Source organism: Paenibacillus canaveralius, assembly GCF_047238265.1.
GTDB lineage: Bacteria > Bacillota > Bacilli > Paenibacillales > NBRC-103111 > Paenibacillus_F.
On the sequence record NZ_JBDFMM010000001.1, the window covers coordinates 4,870,557 to 4,888,825 of the forward strand.

At 45.2% G+C, this 18,269-nt stretch carries 13 protein-coding genes; 4 read left to right on the forward strand and 9 right to left on the reverse strand.

All coding sequences use genetic code 11. The features are described from left to right. Positions 1-210 precede the first annotated feature (210 nt). Positions 211-3,615 carry an FG-GAP-like repeat-containing protein gene (locus ABC395_RS22035; RefSeq protein WP_413005983.1) on the reverse strand — a complete coding sequence of 1,135 codons (3,405 nt, stop codon included), beginning with the start codon at positions 3,613-3,615 and terminating at the stop codon, positions 211-213. A gap of 259 nt (positions 3,616-3,874) precedes the next feature. Between ABC395_RS22035 and ABC395_RS22040 the strand changes: the two genes are divergently transcribed. After that, positions 3,875-4,114 (forward strand): hypothetical protein, encoded by a 240-nt coding sequence (locus ABC395_RS22040; protein WP_413005984.1) that lies wholly within the window; start codon positions 3,875-3,877, stop codon positions 4,112-4,114. Between the two features lie 60 nt (positions 4,115-4,174). Beyond that, complete coding sequence (locus ABC395_RS22045) at positions 4,175-4,591, forward strand: hypothetical protein (RefSeq protein ID WP_413005985.1); 417 nt, start codon at positions 4,175-4,177, stop codon at positions 4,589-4,591. A 104-nt stretch (positions 4,592-4,695) separates the two neighbouring features. Here the strand turns inward: ABC395_RS22045 and ABC395_RS22050 are convergent, their stop codons facing one another. The 5 genes from ABC395_RS22050 to ABC395_RS22070 form a co-directional block, all read right to left on the reverse strand. Beyond that, on the reverse strand, positions 4,696-4,977 hold the full coding sequence (locus tag ABC395_RS22050) for a hypothetical protein (protein ID WP_413005986.1): 282 nt from the start codon (positions 4,975-4,977) through the stop codon (positions 4,696-4,698). Positions 4,978-5,025: 48 nt separating this feature from the next. Next, a complete protein-coding gene (locus ABC395_RS22055) occupies positions 5,026-7,452 on the reverse strand; it encodes a DUF2357 domain-containing protein (protein WP_413005987.1) in 2,427 nt (808 codons plus the stop codon). Beyond that, on the reverse strand, positions 7,424-9,730 hold the full coding sequence (locus ABC395_RS22060) for an MrcB family domain-containing protein (protein ID WP_413005988.1): 2,307 nt from the start codon (positions 9,728-9,730) through the stop codon (positions 7,424-7,426). Before ABC395_RS22060 ends, ABC395_RS22055 begins: the two co-directional genes overlap by 29 nt. 73 nt (positions 9,731-9,803) lie before the next feature. Further along, positions 9,804-11,279, reverse strand: a complete 1,476-nt coding sequence (locus tag ABC395_RS22065) for a GIY-YIG nuclease family protein (protein ID WP_413005989.1) — start codon at positions 11,277-11,279, stop codon at positions 9,804-9,806. A 349-nt stretch (positions 11,280-11,628) separates the two neighbouring features. Further along, positions 11,629-12,126, reverse strand: a complete 498-nt coding sequence (locus ABC395_RS22070) for a nuclease-related domain-containing protein (protein ID WP_413005990.1) — start codon at positions 12,124-12,126, stop codon at positions 11,629-11,631. A 278-nt stretch (positions 12,127-12,404) separates the two neighbouring features. Between ABC395_RS22070 and ABC395_RS22075 the strand changes: the two genes are divergently transcribed. After that, a complete protein-coding gene (locus ABC395_RS22075) occupies positions 12,405-12,632 on the forward strand; it encodes a helix-turn-helix domain-containing protein (protein WP_413005991.1) in 228 nt (75 codons plus the stop codon). 9 nt (positions 12,633-12,641) lie between these two features. Here the strand turns inward: ABC395_RS22075 and ABC395_RS22080 are convergent, their stop codons facing one another. Next, the gene (locus ABC395_RS22080) at positions 12,642-12,914 is read right to left on the reverse strand and encodes a hypothetical protein (RefSeq protein ID WP_413005992.1); all 273 of its coding nucleotides are present in this window, start codon (positions 12,912-12,914) and stop codon (positions 12,642-12,644) included. 106 nt (positions 12,915-13,020) lie between these two features. Between ABC395_RS22080 and ABC395_RS22085 the strand changes: the two genes are divergently transcribed. Next, positions 13,021-13,245, forward strand: coding sequence for a helix-turn-helix domain-containing protein (locus tag ABC395_RS22085; RefSeq protein ID WP_413005993.1), 225 nt, complete (start codon positions 13,021-13,023; stop codon positions 13,243-13,245). 145 nt (positions 13,246-13,390) lie between these two features. On the opposite strand, the gene ABC395_RS22090 is transcribed toward ABC395_RS22085, so the two are convergent. Both ABC395_RS22090 and ABC395_RS22095 read right to left on the reverse strand, forming a co-directional pair. Continuing rightward, entirely contained in the window at positions 13,391-14,209 is an 819-nt protein-coding gene (locus ABC395_RS22090; RefSeq protein WP_413005994.1) for a hypothetical protein, read from the reverse strand. A 133-nt stretch (positions 14,210-14,342) separates the two neighbouring features. Next, positions 14,343-18,098, reverse strand: coding sequence for an nSTAND3 domain-containing NTPase (locus tag ABC395_RS22095; RefSeq protein WP_413005995.1), 3,756 nt, complete (start codon positions 18,096-18,098; stop codon positions 14,343-14,345). Positions 18,099-18,269: the final 171 nt, after the last annotated feature.

The following is an 18,269-nucleotide window of genomic DNA, read 5'->3' on the forward strand; positions in this document are numbered from 1 at the left end:
GCAATTATACCTTTGTTGAGCGGCTTGGCTGCGTACCGGACAGCCGCCTCAACTAGGCGACCTACACACCGCAAAACTGCTGTATCAGCACGGCTACAAGTTCAGCAGCTGTGCCTCGATTGAGCAAGACCGCCAAGGTGCTTGGTCAGTTTCCTCGATTGGGCGGCAGCCTGCCTACGTGCAGATCAGCTGTCTCGGTTGGCAGCACACCTACACGCCGAGTTGCTTCGCCAAACGAACCAGCAACACGGCCGCTTCGGCCCGTGTCGCCTGATCGTTCGGCGCGAAGCGGTTCCCGCCCCGGCCGTCGATCAAGCCGCGTTCGGCCGCCGCCTGCACGTAAGGCCGGGCCCACGCCGGGATATCGGCCTCATCCGCGAAAGCCACGTTTTCCCCGGCTCCGGCCGCAGAGCCGTTCACGGCTTTGGCCAGCATCACGGCCAACTCTGCACGCGTGACGGACGCCCCGGGACGGAACGTTCCGTCCTCGTAGCCGCTTACGATGCCTTTGGCGGAGACTTCCGCTACCGCCCCGGCAGCCCAGGCAGAGATGGCACCTTCATCGGCGAAGGAAAGCGGCTCGGTGTTTGTCGCAGACTCCCTTGCAATTCTTGCCGCTGTCGCAGCCGGTGTTTTTGCCTCTTCTTCCGAATTTGATCGCATCGTCGTTTCCGCGACGGCAGTTGCAGATACGCTTACCGATGTCGCTGCGGGCGCTTTTACGACTATCTCTGAGGCTGATTGCAATCCCGCTACCTCCGCCACATTAGCGGTCAGGCTTGCCGCTTTCGCTTCCTCCGCTGGTTCTGCCCCGCTTCTGACCGCCGTTTCAGCTGCCGCATCCGTAGATGCCGCACTCCCCGCTTCCTCATCTTTCAGCAGCCGCTCCAGCATAACAACCCACTCTGCCCGGTTAATTGTCGCCTCCGGGTGAAATGTGCCGTCTTCATAGCCGTCAACGAGACCGAGAGCAACGGCCCGACCGATATCCGCTTCCGCCCAGTGCCCGGAAACATCGGCGAACCGGCTGGTGCCGGCCCCTCCAGGCTCCGTTCCCGGCTCAGGCTTTGTACCCGGACTCGGCGTTGTCCCCGTGCCATTACCTGACCCGGAATCGGGTTTCGTTCCGGAACCTGTTCCGCCCTCTGCGGCCTTGCGCGTAACCGTCAGCTTATACTCCCGGGTGGAACCGTCTTCCGCCTGAACGGCTATTTTAAACACATTGACGCCTTCATTCAGCGAAATCGGATATTCCCCACTAGATGCGCTAGTGGTCTGCCCGTTCACTCCGGCTCTCGCTGCGGAATCCATCGTCTTGTACCGGATAACGCCACGGTCCACATTCGTCTCGGCCGCATAATCGCTTACTCCCGGCTGAAAACTCGGCATCATCGCAGCTTCCTTTTCTCCCGTCATAAAACGCAGCTCCTGCAGCCTGCTCTCCGCCGACAGCGACGGTGAAGACCCTGACGACCCGCCCGAAGCAGGTACAGCAAGAGTCCAGACCGTTCCGGCGAGCTCCACGCTGGCATTACCCGCCCCGTCCTTGCCCTTCACAGCAAACGAGTACAGTGTGTCGCTCGTCAGACCTGCCGCTCTATAGCTGTACGTATCCCCGCTGACCGTTGTCAGCAGCGTACCGTTCCTATAGATGTCGTATCCAACAACGGCTCTGTTGTCCGCCGCTTCCGGCCAGCTTACATCCACGCCGGAAGTGGTAACGCCCGAGAAGGCCAGTGCTGCGCCCGCAGGCCAAACCGGCGCTTCCGTATCCGGCGACACTCCTTTCGCCAGCGTCACCGTCAGCGCAGCCGAGCCCCCCTTCACCGATTCGTTCCCGGCCGCATCCATCGCCGTTATCACGTAAACGTAGCTGCCCGGGATGAGGTCGCCGATGTCCGACTCCGGGACGGACCCGTCAGCCGCACTGCTGCCCAGCGCTATCGGCGTCCCAAGCTCGCCGGCGCTCACGTTGCCGTCCTTGTCCGTGTCCGCCCACGGATACGCTTTTACAGCCGCCCCCGCTTCACCTACAGCCCCGGGAGATCCATACAGGCGATCCTGCGTACCCGCGAAACTATCTACCACTCCAAATTTAGCTGCATCCACCGTAGGCGGTGTTGTATCCGGCACGGTATCGTCTTCCCGGATCGTCACGACCGCTTCGTCCGGCGACCCGATTACGTATCCATTCGCCGGATCGCTCAGCTTGACCGTAAAGGTCCTGTCCCCTTCATAGACCCCGTTGTCCATGACCGTGACCGGATAATCCCGGCTCTTTTCACCGTCCTGGAGCACGACAACCTCGTTGATCGCGGCATAATCTTTTCCCGCCACCGCCGTTCCATCCGCCGTCCTGATCCGGACTGCAGTCTGACCTGTGCCGGAGCCTGTCCGTTGTATCGTCACGCTGACGGTTCCGCTGTTCTCTGCCGTTTCGAACGTATTCGAAGCAAGAGAGAAAGCCCCTTCCACTCTACTGTTCATCACGTTTACCGACGTATTGGAAGGAGAACTGCTCGCCAGAACAATATCCGATCGGCCGTCCCCGTTAAACTCTCCCGTCTCCACAGAAAACGCATAAGGGGGATACGGATAACTTATCGCAGATTGAAACGTCCCGTCTCCGTTGCCCATTAGAATGGCAAAATCTTGGGCTTGCGTTTGTCCAAGAATATCTATGTGCCCGTCGCCGTCGAAATCCCCAAGCGCAACATCAAGCGGGTAATTTCCAGCCGGATACAGGGCCGCTTGCCCAAATCCTCCGCCTGCCGCACCGAGCAGCACCGCAACACCGTGATCTCCGTTGGCGGCAAACACCATATCCTTCAAGCCGTCCCCGTTGAGATCGGCTGCTTTCATTTTGTTGGGGGACGAGCCCGCCGCATAATCAACCCGGCTGAATTGAGTGCCGGTACCGTCATTTTTCAATATACTGACCGTATGGCTTCCGGAATTTGCGACGGCAAGGTCCACTTTTCCATCGCCATCCATATCCCACGCTGCAAGACTTCTCGGGTAAGTCCCGACAGGGATGGAAGCTCCAAGCACAAAATTCCCGCTCCCGCCGATATTAAACAGAACCGAAACTGTAGCGGATACGTTGTTGACCACTGCCAAATCCGGATAACCGTCTCCATTCAAATCCGACACAGCAATCTCCATAGGTTCTCCGCCTACGCCCGCAACGTTCCCCCATGGAAGGAACGTCCCATCCCCGCTGCCTTTAAGAATACTCACCGTACTCTCCATAAAATTGGCCACTGCCAAATCCGGGTGATGATCCCCGTCTAAATCCGCAATTGCAACCGCACGCGGGTTCCTACCTACCGCAAAAGCTGCCGGCGCTCCAAACGTTCCGTCCCCCTTGCCGAGAAGCACGGCCACCTGATTGTTTTGAAAATTCAGCGACACCAGATCATCCAGCCCGTCCCCGTTCACATCTCCGGTCGTTACGTCATAAGCCCAGCCGCCCGCTTCGTAAGCTACCGCCTTTTCAAAAACCGGATTCGCCCCGTTCGCTTTTACCGGCCCAACCGGCACTGCGACTAACGACGCGCCCAATACAAGGGCCAGCCATTTTTGCGCATGACCTTTTTTTGCAGATCGAATCAACTCTCTCACGCTCCCTAGTAACTGCTAACTAACTAAGTATATCGGATTTTGGGCATAAAAAAATCACCCTTGCGGGTGAATTCGGGTTAAAAGTGCTTAATGGGAAAGCAGCGCAGCTTCAACGAGTAATCAGCAAGTAAATCAAATAAACCGGAATAAAACAAGGGTTTTCCTTTTATTTAGAGAAATTAATAATATATTCCATCCAAAACGAATTTAGACCGATCCAAGGGGATCATTTATCGAAAGGAGACTATTGATGAACAAATATGTCGCCTATATTGTGGTCAGTATCATCGTCATTCTCATTCCTGTTATCGGCTTACTTTACGGGTTATGGGACATGAACCGGCCCAAAATCGGTCCAATCGGAAACGGCGTCAAAATCGGTCCCACCTTCCCTCAACTGATCGTCATGATTATGACCTTTCTCACCGGCATCCTGAATCTGATCGTCGCGATAAAAACGTATATGGATCATAAGGCAAAAGACAATTAAAAACCGCCCGCCCAAGCGTTTGCAGAGTTACATGACAATAAAGAAACACGGAGGTTTCTTATGAAATTTTCTTTTACCCTCTTGTTAACCTTGTTGTTGTTGGGATTTTCATTGATCTATAGTCCCGTCCTTCTGGAGAAAATACCTCTTATCGGTGCTCTGGCCAATGAAATCGAATTCATGCGGAAAAGTCTGCAGCAGTGGTCGAACACCAACCTAGTGTTAGCTGTTTGTTTTGCGCTCGTCGGTTTATTTTATTTCATTCAAAAAAACAGATTCGCGATTCACTTGCAAAAATGTATACTCCTTCTGCTGGTTACCGTCCATCTGGTTCCTTTTTTCTTCTGGTCCAGCACTTCCATTTTAAGCCTAGATGGGGTTGTTTTGGCTGCGGCACATCTGCTTTTTATCGGGTTCATGCTTTATGCCATGTTTTCCTCGAGGGCGCTTGTCAGTCCGTCGGAGCGGAGTGTGTAGGGTGGCTTGCTTGCAAGTCCATAACGGTCCATTTTTGAAAAGGCGTCCATTTAAAGGAGAATAAAAAAATCACCCTTGTGGGTGAAATAGCATAGCTTTCTTATCTATTCAAGAGCAATAAAAGTATTGAAAATACCGATAGCCCTAACTTTATTTTCTTGGGAAATGTAAGTATTACAGTAGGAATATACAAGTAGCTTCGTGCATCTTGATGAATTGTCCAGTATACTATCCCCGACTAAATTCACACCTATATTGACCATAACGCTGTTTGCCTCTTCTTTAACTTTATCTTTAATCCAATCGAAATAATCTTGTTTAGACGGCACAGTAAGGGCCATAAGAATAAAAATCAAGATAACACCTGGAAAAAACCACTTCTTCATATAATTCCTCGTTTTCTTTTATTTACATTGAAAGTTTATTTCACCTTATCACCAACTAATCTCAATCTCGACCCCCAACACTCGTTTCGCCAAATCCACATCCTGATGGTCCAACTCTACCCTCACAGACCCCTGCCGTCGTTTCTCGCGCCACTGCGCAAGATCTGCCTCCGACTCTAATTTAAGCTCGGCAATTTCTACAGCACGATCCAACATGTATTTTGACGTGAGCAATAAGGTGTGAATTCCCCGACCGCCAGGCATAATGGGCCGCTCCATCCGCTTCCACTCTTCGACGGTAAGCTTAACGTAGAGGTCATCCGCTGTGCCCGGTCTATAAGGAATTTCTGTAATTTCACAGCGCCGCACCACCTTCCAAGCTGAAATACGGCCGTACCAATGCACGCCCACTTTCCCGTTCCTGCCAAACCCTTTGATCGATTGGTAAAGTGCGACGTACTCCAACTGCGTCAATATTTTTTGCTCCGTCAAATTTTTAAGAGGCAAATGATAAAAGCCATGCTTTAGCGCGGCTTCCAATTGTACAGGCCCACTCCTCATGGACCCGACGATTACGTTCTTGCCCGTAAGCTTGTTCCGGTAGTAATCCTTTGTACCACGAGGACGGATAGAACGCTCGTAGGCTTTTTCGGGACTATCCAGAATGATCTCGTCCAAGAACGCTTCCATCAAAGAAGTCGCATTAGGCAAGAAAGGAAACGCACCAACGTTGACTAACCCGATGCTCCGGTAGAACTTGTGCTCACGAAACTTCTCCTCGTCTCCGTATGGGAATAGCACATACGCGCCGAACATGCTCCGTTCGTACTCTCGCTCCAGCTCTTGCCCCGATCCCTCGGCATACACTATGGCGTCTCGATAGCGATGCATCGTGTTGATATCGTCCTCGACCGGACCAGGAGACTTGTAGGCATTGTAGTAAGGGGTGCCCTCTACAGCCGGGTTCATGCGGTATTTTGCGTCAAAAATATACTTATACTCCACAGGCGAATCGTTCTTCTTAAGTGTCAGTACATTATCCGGCTTCTGTCCGAGGGTCTTGCTATGGTCACGGGGAGGCAGTGCGTTGTAATAGAGCGTGAACACTTCGCCACTGGCTGGATTCCGGTAGGTCATTTTCGCTTTCTGCGTCCGGTCCAGTGTCACGAACAGTCCGGTCCGGTTCACCCGTACCAGATCCTGCGACACTAATTCGTATTTGCGACGAAGCAGCTCGTGAATTTTCAAGAAACACCAGTACTCATATAGCTGCGCCACGTCCTTCATCGACAGCTTAAACAGATCGCTCTGAACCGACAGACCCTTCATCAGCATCAGATAATGGCGGTGTACCTCCCGGTAACCCGGTGCCATTTGAAGCACCAACGTCACAGTGAGTTGTCTCATCTCCCCCACCTGCAAAAAATCAAGTCCCAGCAGCCGCTGCAGCTGCCCCTGCATTCCTTGAATCCGTTTCGCAAGAAGCGGATCCTGCATTCGGCCGCCCTGCGTCAGACGAGTTTTCAGCTCGTTTAGCTTTTTCGATACACGTACCAGCACCCACCGGACAAAACGGTTCTCCTGGGTGTTGTAATCCACCTGCCGCCTCGCCTCCAGCGCATGACTCGGTGTGTACATCCTCTCGTTCATCGAGATAAAACCTTGCTTCTTATCCTCTACCAGCAGATGTGGGCGTTTGGTCAAGTACGCAGCTGTTTCTCTCCCTGCTTTCCGCACCCGGGCTGCGTCCACGACGCGGTTCTCTATCCTCATGCTGGCATGGGGCGAAGCCTGAATCCGCTCTACAGCCTGCACAAGCTGCCCAAATACCACTTGCAGAATCGTAAAAAACTCCGTCAAGCTCTGGTTCCCCGTCTCCCTGAGCCCCGTCTTGTGATATGTCTTCCGCAGAAAATCAAAAGACAAATTATAAATTTGCTGATTCACATCAAGAAGAATTTGTCGGTAGTCGTTTTGGTAATCCATTTTAGCTGGAAAGATTTCAAGCTGTATCTGGAAAATCGGTTCACCGTGTAACCTAAGCTGAAGCTCCGTCAAACCGACTTCATTCTGAAAGTTCAGTTCTCCCGCCAAAATCATTTGTCCCAGTGGCTCCACTGCCCCACGCAAATGCACATTCTCATGATGGAATGTCAGGGCAAGATCCTCTTTCTTTTCCACCACGACTTGGTAAGCCTGAGTTTCATAGAATAAGGGGTTTCTCCACTCTCCCTGCTGCCATTCCGCCAGCTCTCCCATCTCGGAATCAAACACAGACACCTTTTCAATGGTCACAGATGAACCCAGAGCCGACACCAGGAGATGCGCATCCACCCCCTGCCCTTCCCGGTGCAATTGGAGCGATTCAACCGTCGGATGAAACGGCTTCCCTCGGATATAGAAATTAAACCAATTCGTCTCCACATGCAGCAGCACCGCGCTTTGATTAAGAGAGCCAGAAGGAGGTAAACCCATCTTCCTCTAACCTCCTGATCATAAAAGCAATCTTCCGCGCGCTTTGCGGATATAGGGCCACTTCTGTCGACTGCCTCGATCCCCATTTGCGGGTCAACTCCGACGCGTCGTCCATCAGCGCCCCTATGTTCAGCGGCTTACCTACCGCCACCTGCATGAGACCTAGTAACGCTCGTTTCACAGATGAGCTACTTCCCTGAACCCGAGGCAGAAGCTTTTGTAAAAGCTGCCAATCAAACGCTTCATTCTCGGAAAGCAATTCGAAGCGTTGATTATAAACCATATAAAAACACACGGCATCCCGGATCCTAAATCCAACATGCGAATGAATGTCTTCCAGAATTTCATTGATGGTTACCAGTTTCTCCGTAGTCCTCTGGATCAGTTCCGAATAATACCCATACGCATCTACCAACTGCAAATAATCCGCCCGCAGAAAACCATTCGAAGCTGGCACAACTGACGCCGCTTCATCCAGCTCCTCATAATCCGGATACTGCATCAGATTAATGTAGTTAAATTCGATCGTATTGGCGCGGTCCAGCACCTTTTTGCTAAAAGGATGCGTCGTCTCGTCCATATTCACTGTCCCGACCAGATACACATTATCCGGTAGAGCCAAGCCACCGTACACAGACTGATCCTCCGTGCCTAGTTCTTCCGCATGGATTAAAGGCGATGTGACAATCCGTTCCTCCTGCCATTTCTGCGTCTCTATGATACTGAGCAGGTCGCTGAAATAATGCTCCACCCGAGCCAGATTCATTTCGTCCAAACAGATGAAGTACGGTTTGTGTCGATTCTCTTCTTTCGAAGCCTCCACCAACACCTTCGCTATACGTCCCGGCCGAAAAGCCCCAGATAGATCTTTATACCCCAGCAGATCTGAAGGATCGCTCCAATCCGGTCGTACCGGAATCAACGTGTACTGGTTATTCTCTCTTATAGCCCCAATCGCCTCCGCGAATAACTTAACGAGCTTCGTCTTCCCTGTCCCCGACACCCCTGCCAGGATGACGAATGGTTTTGTTTTAAAAGACAAATACAAATTCTCAATGAGCGCTCCTGGGTAGTGAAAGCCCTTCTGCTCAATGTAAGATTTGATCTGCTCGATTCTCTCAGGAACCGTAAGCGTATCCGTAGGGATCGGCCTTTCAATCTCTTCCACTAGTTCTTCACCCACCTCGGCCGTCTGCCCGACGACATGATCGACGTATAGCTTATAGTTGTTCATGACATTTTCTAGATCAGCTAATAGTTGACCCTCTTCCGGCAAATGATCTTTGTCGTAGCGAATGTAAGCCACGGTTGAAACCTGGTAATCCCGCCCCAATCCGCTTGGGGCTAAAAACATGTTATTGTCTTTCTGCATCCCTTCTAAAGGCAGTAGCTCCCGTAACTCTTTTACTTTTTGTGCTAAGTAACGATGGCCTTCCTTCCTACCTCGTTCTTTAAGGGGATTATCGACACCCTGCATCAAGGTCAAATAAACAGAACTCATATCAGCGGAAAATAAGTACGTAATATACTCTCCACATTGTATTTTTTCTGTAATACGCTTGTCCAATATGGCAATCCAAGGAATCGTAACCCACTTTCCCTTACCAATTGACCCCTCCACCATGTAGTTCTCATTCATAAAAGGTTGGCCTTTTATATACTGCGGAATCGTTCGTCGAAACAAAGTCCCTAAAGCGTGATTCGCGAAAGGTTCGTTTTTAGCCACTGCATAGGTGTTAAGCGTATCCTCCAAAGCTTGTCTTAGCGAAAAAACTGTCCTCAGTTGAAGGTTGTACTGTTCAAGTTCTTGTTCCGCATATTGCTCAAGCTCCGCCAGCTCTTGCTCGTTTAACTTATCCCAGACTGATTCCTTGAACGTGATCGTCTGCTGCTCGTTATTAAAATCTAGAATGGCAGATAGAGCATTCAAAGGTGTATTCAACAGAGAATTCGTCTGGGTCAGCGATAAATTACTCCATCTCGCCGCAGCACCGCCAGGAGGAATATCTACCTTATTCCCTCTGTCTTCGTTCGTTTGGTAATAGCTCAAAAACCTTTCAACCACCTGGCCAAACGGTAGGAGTCGTTGTTTAGAATTTCGGTACTCCCCTAACATAGAGAGAATGAGGACCATTTTATAAGACTTTTGTTTATGACGAAAAATCGAGGACAATTCACTTGGTAAAGTCACGATGGTTCCTCCAAAAAGAAAACTAAATTTAGATGTAATGACAGTATTCGATAAGTTCCATGGTTTTCCTTCGATTGAAAGTCTCATGCATCCCATATCCGTAAAAGAAAGCACTCCTTTAGAGTGCTTTCACTTTTTAAGCTCTAACTTAACCCGTACCTCAAACCGCCTCCACGATCTCTTGCTCCTCTATAAGATCCAGGCTTTGGCTCTGACGATATTCCTGTGCAACCATGGTTGTAATAAATTCAACAGTCGGGTCAATCTCCTCTACCGTAGCTTGAAGGCCCTCAATATCGGAATAGAAAAATTCCTTCCGCAGGTTCACTTTATTCACCCGGTTATCCGATAAAATTCGGTGTAAATCCTGCTCCAACTGGACCGCATTTTCGCTAAACACCATGGCATGAATATCGAATTTAAACGGTACGGAGGCGTCCCCCAGTTCTTCGATACGGTCCAGCGGATTCAAGCGACGCGTCATGCCGATTTTGAACATCCGGTCGCCGAAGGAACCCAAATTCGAAATCACATACACATATCCGGCTCTTCCGTTAGCCCGCTTTGTAATTTCTTCTTTCTGCTCTTCCACCCGTTGGACCTGTTCTTCCAATTCACGTAACCTGGCTTCCAGAGCGGCGATTTTACCCAAATCAGTTTCCTTGCTGAGCATTTCTTTGTTTTTCTCCATCTCTTTAAAATATTTCTGTTCTTCCTGCTCGATCTTCTTCCGTTCCTCATTAAGCAAGCGCTGCTCTTCTGCTTCTTGGCGCATTTGCTCCCGGATCAGCTTTTGCTCTTCCTTCTCTTTTTCCTTTTGGATGTAATACTGATATTCCACTAAAATAGCATTTTTGAACAGCGGCTCAATCTCAGATAAAAATCTCGTAATGGTCGGCAAAATTTGCGAGTTTCCGCCTGCACAGATCACCTGGTACTTGTTAATCAGTTCGCTTGCGTTTGTAACTGCCTTTTCCAAATTCGTATAGATCAGGGTATGCAAAATATTTTGAAGCTCGGCCTGCAAACCGATCACCATCAAGTGATAAATTGTTTTGTTCGCTTTCGTCGTATAGCGGTCTTCATAGGATTTGAGCAAAGCCTTAATCTCTTTATTAATGCCGGACATCTCCTGCCGGAGCTTCTTGGAATCATGATGATGCAAATGAAGCTCGACGATCGGCTTTAGAGCGCCCTCACCCAAACTCTCTTCAAGTACCGCCAGTTCTTCTTCGATCACTTCAAACTTAACGGCGGCCGGAAACTTCTCCAATAAATTTTTAATTCCGAGAGATTCGCTTTTCGTTTTGGCAAGAGTCTTCTCTAGTTTGGTTAGAGCTTTCTGCCTGGACTCCAGCTCGGCAGAGACGCTTTCCGATTGTCTGAGTTCTTGCTCCATCTTGGTTTGAATGTCTGCCAGGTGCCCCTTTGCGATAGCCAGACTCGCGTCCGCTTCCCTTCTAGCCTCTCTCAGGATGTGTTCAGCTTCCTGCCTGACGGACTCTCTCGCTTGGTGTATCGTAGCCTGGATTACATCCTCTTTCCCCTGGATCTGCTTATTGATTCTTTCCAAGTGCAAGGTTTTCTCCGCAATCGACTTATTCAAATTCAACATTTCCAAAATCTTTTTAAACATGGGTAAGTCTCCTTTAGCATAAAAAAGTGAGTAGATCATTTAAGCAGCGTCAATTTCTGTCCTTAGTGTCATGTCGCCCAAAAAAAGGCTCGTTTCTTCATCCTGTCTCGTTACACCCTATACCGCCTTTTGTAAAATGCAGCCTCTCGCATGTAACGAACGCTACGCTTTTTTGCTTTTCGCGATATGCTCGGCTCTGATCCTAGTGTCTGTAATATTCGCTGCCGCGATCAGCTCGTAAATCCCCCTAATATCCTTTTCCGAAAGCGATGGTTCCGGATTTTCTGCCTGCATGCGAACCATCTTGCGCCCGATAAATTCCGAAAGCTCGACATCGTACACGATAAGTTCATCGGACTGAATTTTCCGCAGTCTCCGGATCTATGCTAAAACGGCACCGCATCGTAAACGAAATCATCGAAATGAATTTGACCCGCTTGTAAGCCGGAATTTGCAGCTCTACCGCTTTGATATGCCCGTAGTTCTGCATCAGCGGATTGTACATGTTGAACCGGTTGCTTACACGCCAGTAGCGGTCCTTACGCGCACCCTTGATTTCCCCGTTGTAATTCTTCGTTTCAATGACAAAAAGCCCAAAGGGGGAAATGACCAAATGATCAATTTGAGAGTATCCTGACCGTGACTTTGGATTCGGAATCAGCAGATCGCTCAGATAACGGCATTCCTTTGGAAGCTGATCCAATTGAATGTTGATTTTGTGCTCCCCCAGTTCCCCAATCCGGGTGGCTTCCACTTTGGGGCGTCTCGCGGCAGGTGCCTGTTTAGCTTTCTGTTGGGGTGGTTCTGATGCGGGCTTGGCAAAAAGCGCCCGTAATTTAGCAAACATACGTCTTCTCCTCATTCATAAAACGATATAAGACATCATTCGCTAAAATTCCATGGATTTCCTTTCTTGGAGGGCACAAAACAAAAAAAGCCTAGGTCTCGATACCTATAAGGTAATGAGAACGAGGCTTATCGAAACGATAGATTAGGGAGTTGTTGCACAAGTAGATCATGAATAATTACCTCCTTCACCTCAAACTATACGCGATAGCGTGCCAGATCAAGATTTATTTTATGTTACGTTTTTGCGTATACACAGGCTTTAAGGAGGGACTTTTTATGTCTAAGAAAGTCGTGATCAAAATTGCCTCACTCACCAAGAAAAGAGGCATTTCTTTACGAGAATTGTCTCGTTTGTCCGATGTAAGACATGCCGCGCTAAGTGAACTTTCCAACGGCAAACGTACCAACATTAACTTCAGTCATATAGAAAGAATCGCCGACGCACTTGGCATCAGCGATATACGGGAAATTATTGATTTGGTTGAAACATCCGACAAAGATTAAATTCGACAATCATTCGCTGTAAAGCTGGGATAAAATCTTGATGCCGTCCTGCACACCTCTGACGTAAATCCATTCTTTTTTCATGTATTCCAGAGCCAGTTCCTTGTCCTGCCACTCCCGGAAAAGCATTTGCTGATCAGGCTCAAGAGATTGCAGCAATTCCACTTCTAAGACACTAAGCTGCTCCGTCATAGGTTGAAAAACCATTGAGGTATCGGCCTCATCCGAAAGCTTATCGAAACGGTGAATTAGAGAGTTATTACGCCAGTGAAGTGAGGACATGAATAAATTACCTCCAGTAGCTCATATTATACGCAATAGCGTACCAGTTCAATTTTTATTATATGTTACGTTTTTGCGTATAGCAAGGCTTTAAGGAGGGATTTTTTTGTCTAAGAAAATTGTGATAAAGATTCCTGAACTCATCCAGAAAAGAGGCATCTCTTTACGAGAACTGTCCCGTTTATCGGATATAAGACATGCCGCGCTAAGCGAACTTTCCAACGGCAAACGTACAAACATTAATTTTAGTCATATAGAAAGAATCGCCGATGCACTTGGCATCAGCGATATACGGGAGATTATTGATTTGGATTGTATAGACGATAAATAAAACATTGTGAAATTGGCTTTTATCTATTGTCTCTTAAATTTTTCGAGCATTACTACTTTAGATAATCATAGGTATAATCCCCCTACAATTTTAATGATCAGCTTCCTATAAGTTATCAGATTCTTATTTGATAAAAAATCTCGATTTAATCTAGCAATTTTTTTTCATACATATTTGGTACATCGCTGAAATCTTTTTTTTCAACCGAGAACTTTCTCCAATTTAAAATTTTTGATAACTTTTTGTCCAACCAATCGATTTGTTTAGTATTAGATGACATATTTGAGTATTGAGTATTTATAATTGTTAAAAAAGCAGCCAACACAACACTAAATCCAAAAAAAAGTAAACTATCTACTAAAAATTCTTTTGCAAAAACACCCAAACCAAAAAATTTAAATAGACCAGAGAAATAAATCAATATCAGTGAAACGGCGATCATTCCTATTGCAGTATCGTACAAGAATTTAACAAGTTCAAAATATATTCTCTTCCAATACGTTTGTACATGTATATATTGCTGCCATTTAAATTGATGATAAACAAGACTTATTGAACCTCTATATTCTTTCTTTATAGTATTAAAGAAATTTTCTTCTAAAGAATGCCAGAACTCATTCCACTTTGTCACATCACGATTTTGCTTAAATTCTAAGTACTTCAAATTTAAATCATAAAATGAATCTAATACGTTTAAATTTCCTAATTTATACACAAAGGTATTGTTAGACATATACATTTCAAAAAAATTATCCAGTAAATCTTCTCTCTGTTTAGGTTGTAACGACCGATTCATAATACGTATCATTTCGTGATAAAATGGGCTCACCACGTCTTTTAGATTTTCTTGCGTGTAGAGAATTATCCTATCGTTCTTTTTTGTTCTTGATCCAAAAAAATAACCAAGCGTCGCAGATACAACTGCAACAGCAAACGGTAAATAAGTTGAATAATTAATTTCCATATTCACACCCATGTCTAATAAGTTTATAGTAATGAAGCTACGTTTTTAGTAAATTTTGTATTGCCTTTTGATAAAGCATCTTGATAGCATTCTAAATTCAACAGAGTCTGCTTTAAAACGTTGAACGTTTTAGTTACAACCTCTCAAATACCTCCTCAACCTGCTCTCTCTCAATCAGTTTCTTCCAATATTCAATATCTCTCGCTATTTTTTGCTTGTGCTTTAGAAAAGCTATTCCAGTAAGAGAAGGAAGCAAGGATTCCAGGAAAGAAATCCTTTTCTCCATGTCAGCAATCATATCTCCACTTCCACCTACAATACTCGGAACTAATTGAAGTTCATCAAATAACTCATAGTTTTGATTCAAACGAATTAAGTAGAGAACATGCTTCTTCCTTCTTTCAGATGGAAGTTCTGCAATAGCCGAATAAATGATAAGCATCACATTTACTTTTTGATGATTTTCATCCACGAAATGCGCGATCCATTCATCTTGTCGTTTCTCGATAAGCTTTTTTCGATCTGAATAAACTAGTGCATTCGTGAGATGTCTCACCATTGACCAGGTTGAAGTTTCTCTGTCCAAATAGTAGGTTTCCATAATTTCATTGGCCAGTTCAATATAATTATCACATTCCCATATCGCGGAAAGGCGTTCTTCATCTTTCTTAGATGCCCATATATCATTGCTTTTGCTCATAACAAACTGGATATAATCTTGCAAGAAGGTCGGATCCACTTTATTTAAATTGATAAGAAATTCACCACTACGATCTACATTCTCGCTATAAGAAATCAACTTAAAATAGATATCCTTTAAGAGAGGAGGGTCACTATCAAAACGTTTAAGCAGATCGTTAAATTCAATTTTATTGTTCATAAACAGTAGGGTTGTATAAAGGGAAAATGTATAAGGCGAGTGCTCATATATTGCTGCTATTAGCTTAAAAGTTGATATATAAATATCCTGATCATGGGGTACATAATGATCTAAGAAATCTAGATCCCTGTAAAAGATTGCTTTCTCAGATGTCTCCCCGTTAGCCAAAAAATCATAAAATTCCTGCACATAATGCTCTGTAACTAGATGTTGCGGCAACTTTTTGAAGAAGGAGAACTGCCAATCTCCCTTTTTATCGTAAGTCCTTTTAGTAATGATGCTATAGGTTTCTTGATCCCCAAATAACTCGAACATTTTAGCTACTATCGGGTCAGGGAATATATCAAGAGGGGTATTGTTAACTAAATACATATTTACAGCATTCGAAAATCCTCCCTTATTTCGCGAAAGCACTTCGAATGCATATTGGACCCCTTCTCTGAGTTCCCGGTCTTGATGGGTATCGTACGTCTCACTAAATAAGCATATTTCCATGATTGTCTGAATTGTGGTTTCAGTGCAATCTTGTACTAATGTTTCAATATCTGCTTCCTTTAGTTTCTTTTCTTTGTAATAAACGTATTCTTCTAGATGGCATTCCCCCTTTAAAATCCTATACCATTTATAATTCATAGAGTTTGTATAGTGAGATAAACAATCAAAGGGATGCATGTTCAAAAATTTCAAACGGTCCAACAATTTCTGCGCGATAATACAATGGAAAAGGTTTTGCGTCGAAAAGAACTCATCAAAAAATTTAAGGATATATTTGAAGTCATAATGTACTAACTCATGGCTGACCTTTTGGCCTTCCCCCTCTCCGTAACCTTTCAGTATTTTTTCGATCTCCAGCTGATGACTCTCATTCCTGTATAGCTCCAAAAGGCCGTTCCAAATCAAACCCCGGTATTGTTCAGATCCTTCGCTTAATTCAATCGGGATCGTATAGAATGTGAAGGAGTTACCTCTCCCTGCCTCGGTTGGTGAAGAAACGAGCTTTAGAAACTCTGCCGCGATTTTTAAAAATAGTATGTTTACTGCTTCGTTTCTCCAAATATCCGAGTGTTCAACAAATTTAGTAATCAGTTGTTTCTGAGTCCAAAAGCCATAACGATATGAATCTTTCTTCACTACAAAAGCATTGCAAATAGCTTGATATACGCTCACGAAATTTTTCGGTTGCCTTTTGTAATAATTGAACATCAAATCTAGTGCATCTGGAAGGTCAGTTGTATCACAAAAATCACGGAGAATATGGAGAATAAAGTCATCTTCGCTTCTTCCTCGCCTTTTTTCCTCTTCAAAATTAATGGAACTAACATCATATGCTTCATAAGGTAAACTATCTATTTTTTCTTTTACAAGTAATAAAGTTTCAGTTGGCCGTATACTATGAAAAACTTTGACATATTCCAAAAAATACGTCTCCCCAGATTTTTGAAAATCATCCCATACAATACCGATTTCTTTTTCTAGCTGCTGGTGCATTTCATTCGAGGCAAAAATATTAGCTAACGTACTAACCGCATTAACAACACGAGGTCGGTAACTAATAAAACAAGCTTTGATCATAACGGCCAATGGCACAATCTTCTTTTGAACGAATACATAATTCAGCAGATAATTACCAAAGCACTGATCAGAGATCTTAGCCGCTTTATCATGATAAATATCTACTATTTCTAATTCATGGAGCTGATAGACATATTTAATAAAGGACCTTTCGGATATGTCTAAACTTTCTAGCAATGAAGCTAATCCTTTTAAATGCTCAAGATGGATAGCAGATACAAAAGCGAGTATACCCGCTACAGCGCATAATTCTTTATTCTCACTCAAAATATAGCGGCTTATAACATTTCCATAATAGCTTTCGTATAGTTCAGTGGCATCATTGATGCTATCAAGTCTTTGTTTATCAACAGCCAATTTTCCTGCAAGTACAGCAAGCCGGGCATTTCCTTCAGCAATACGCACAATTTTATCCAAATAATTAGTATTTAGGATCTGTAAGTTTTCTTTTAATAGTTCTTTTATTTCATCATCTTTAAACACACCAATCCCATAAACTTCTGGTTTTGTGAAATTTCTTGCCTCCTGCACAATACTATATTTCGCATAGTCTCTGACCGTTATAACAATTTTTATTTCATAGCCTTGCTTGGCTTTCGTTAAGTACTGAAGAACGTGGTTGAGGCCAGAGATTTGATTTCCATCATCAATAAATAGTAGATAATTATCAGGTTTATTTAAAAAGATTTTCAAATCTTCATAAATGGGAAGACGATTACTCTGGATACAAAACAATCTGTAATTATTCTCTTCTGCATACTTTTCGCAACACTCCAAGGCTAGCCGTGTTTTTCCTACTCCCGCAGGACCTGTGAGAATTGTAACCTTGCTCTGTTCAATCTTTTCTAAAATATCAACGGTTTCTTGTTTTCTCATTTGAAAAGTGGTAGAGAGTGGAGTTGCCATACCGTTAGAGTCATAAGCCATTACAAATTCACGAAGATCAAAAATTTGCTCCGTGCTAATTGGAACCCCTAAAAAGTCACGCGCGATTCCATGGAATCGGTTATAAATATCACTAGCAAGCTCATCGATCCCCAATATTTTCAGTAATACTCCTTTGTTCGAGCATACCTCATATAAATTGTTAGTCTTGCCTGCTGGGATGTTAGAAGATGTGTGACAGAGAATGATTTCGCTTATATCTGACACTTCGATTCCTGTTTTCTGGGAGTTAAGACAGTCAAAGATATCTTCTTTCAGCTTTTTAGGGACTTCTGTCTGCTGGGCTGTATACATAACAAAGATATATTTATCGTTTGAATCCAGAAAATATGTATCTGGAATGCCCTTTGTTGTTTTTAAAGTGCCCGATTTCGTACCTAACGATGTTACATCTCTGTAACCCAGTTTATATAGATATGCATCACAAAGTTCCTGAAAAGCACCACCATCGAACTGCAGGATTTTTTGCTTGATATCGGTTAGTTTGGACATGTCAACACCTCCAGTGTATGAATTTACTCATAATCTCTATATATCTATTAAATAAAACTCACAAAAAAGCTAAATTCTTCTGCCTCCCCGCTAAAGAATGAGGGGAGAAAATTAACTCTTCCTCGATCATCTAAACTAGGAGGAATTGATATGGAAGTTGAGTACGACAAT

What these genes read in the sequence shown, in the direction of transcription:
- ABC395_RS22075 (WP_413005991.1), top strand. Translation starts at nt 12,405, where the DNA reads ATGTCTAAGAAAGTCGTGATCAAAATTGCCTCACTCACCAAGAAAAGA.
- ABC395_RS22095 (WP_413005995.1), bottom strand. Translation starts at nt 18,098, where the DNA reads ATGTCCAAACTAACCGATATCAAGCAAAAAATCCTGCAGTTCGATGGT.
- ABC395_RS22080 (WP_413005992.1), bottom strand. Translation starts at nt 12,914, where the DNA reads ATGTCCTCACTTCACTGGCGTAATAACTCTCTAATTCACCGTTTCGAT.
- ABC395_RS22050 (WP_413005986.1), bottom strand. Translation starts at nt 4,977, where the DNA reads ATGAAGAAGTGGTTTTTTCCAGGTGTTATCTTGATTTTTATTCTTATG.
- ABC395_RS22045 (WP_413005985.1), top strand. Translation starts at nt 4,175, where the DNA reads ATGAAATTTTCTTTTACCCTCTTGTTAACCTTGTTGTTGTTGGGATTT.
- ABC395_RS22060 (WP_413005988.1), bottom strand. Translation starts at nt 9,730, where the DNA reads ATGAGACTTTCAATCGAAGGAAAACCATGGAACTTATCGAATACTGTC.
- ABC395_RS22090 (WP_413005994.1), bottom strand. Translation starts at nt 14,209, where the DNA reads ATGGAAATTAATTATTCAACTTATTTACCGTTTGCTGTTGCAGTTGTA.
- ABC395_RS22055 (WP_413005987.1), bottom strand. Translation starts at nt 7,452, where the DNA reads ATGGGTTTACCTCCTTCTGGCTCTCTTAATCAAAGCGCGGTGCTGCTG.
- ABC395_RS22070 (WP_413005990.1), bottom strand. Translation starts at nt 12,126, where the DNA reads ATGTTTGCTAAATTACGGGCGCTTTTTGCCAAGCCCGCATCAGAACCA.
- ABC395_RS22040 (WP_413005984.1), top strand. Translation starts at nt 3,875, where the DNA reads ATGAACAAATATGTCGCCTATATTGTGGTCAGTATCATCGTCATTCTC.
- ABC395_RS22065 (WP_413005989.1), bottom strand. Translation starts at nt 11,279, where the DNA reads ATGTTTAAAAAGATTTTGGAAATGTTGAATTTGAATAAGTCGATTGCG.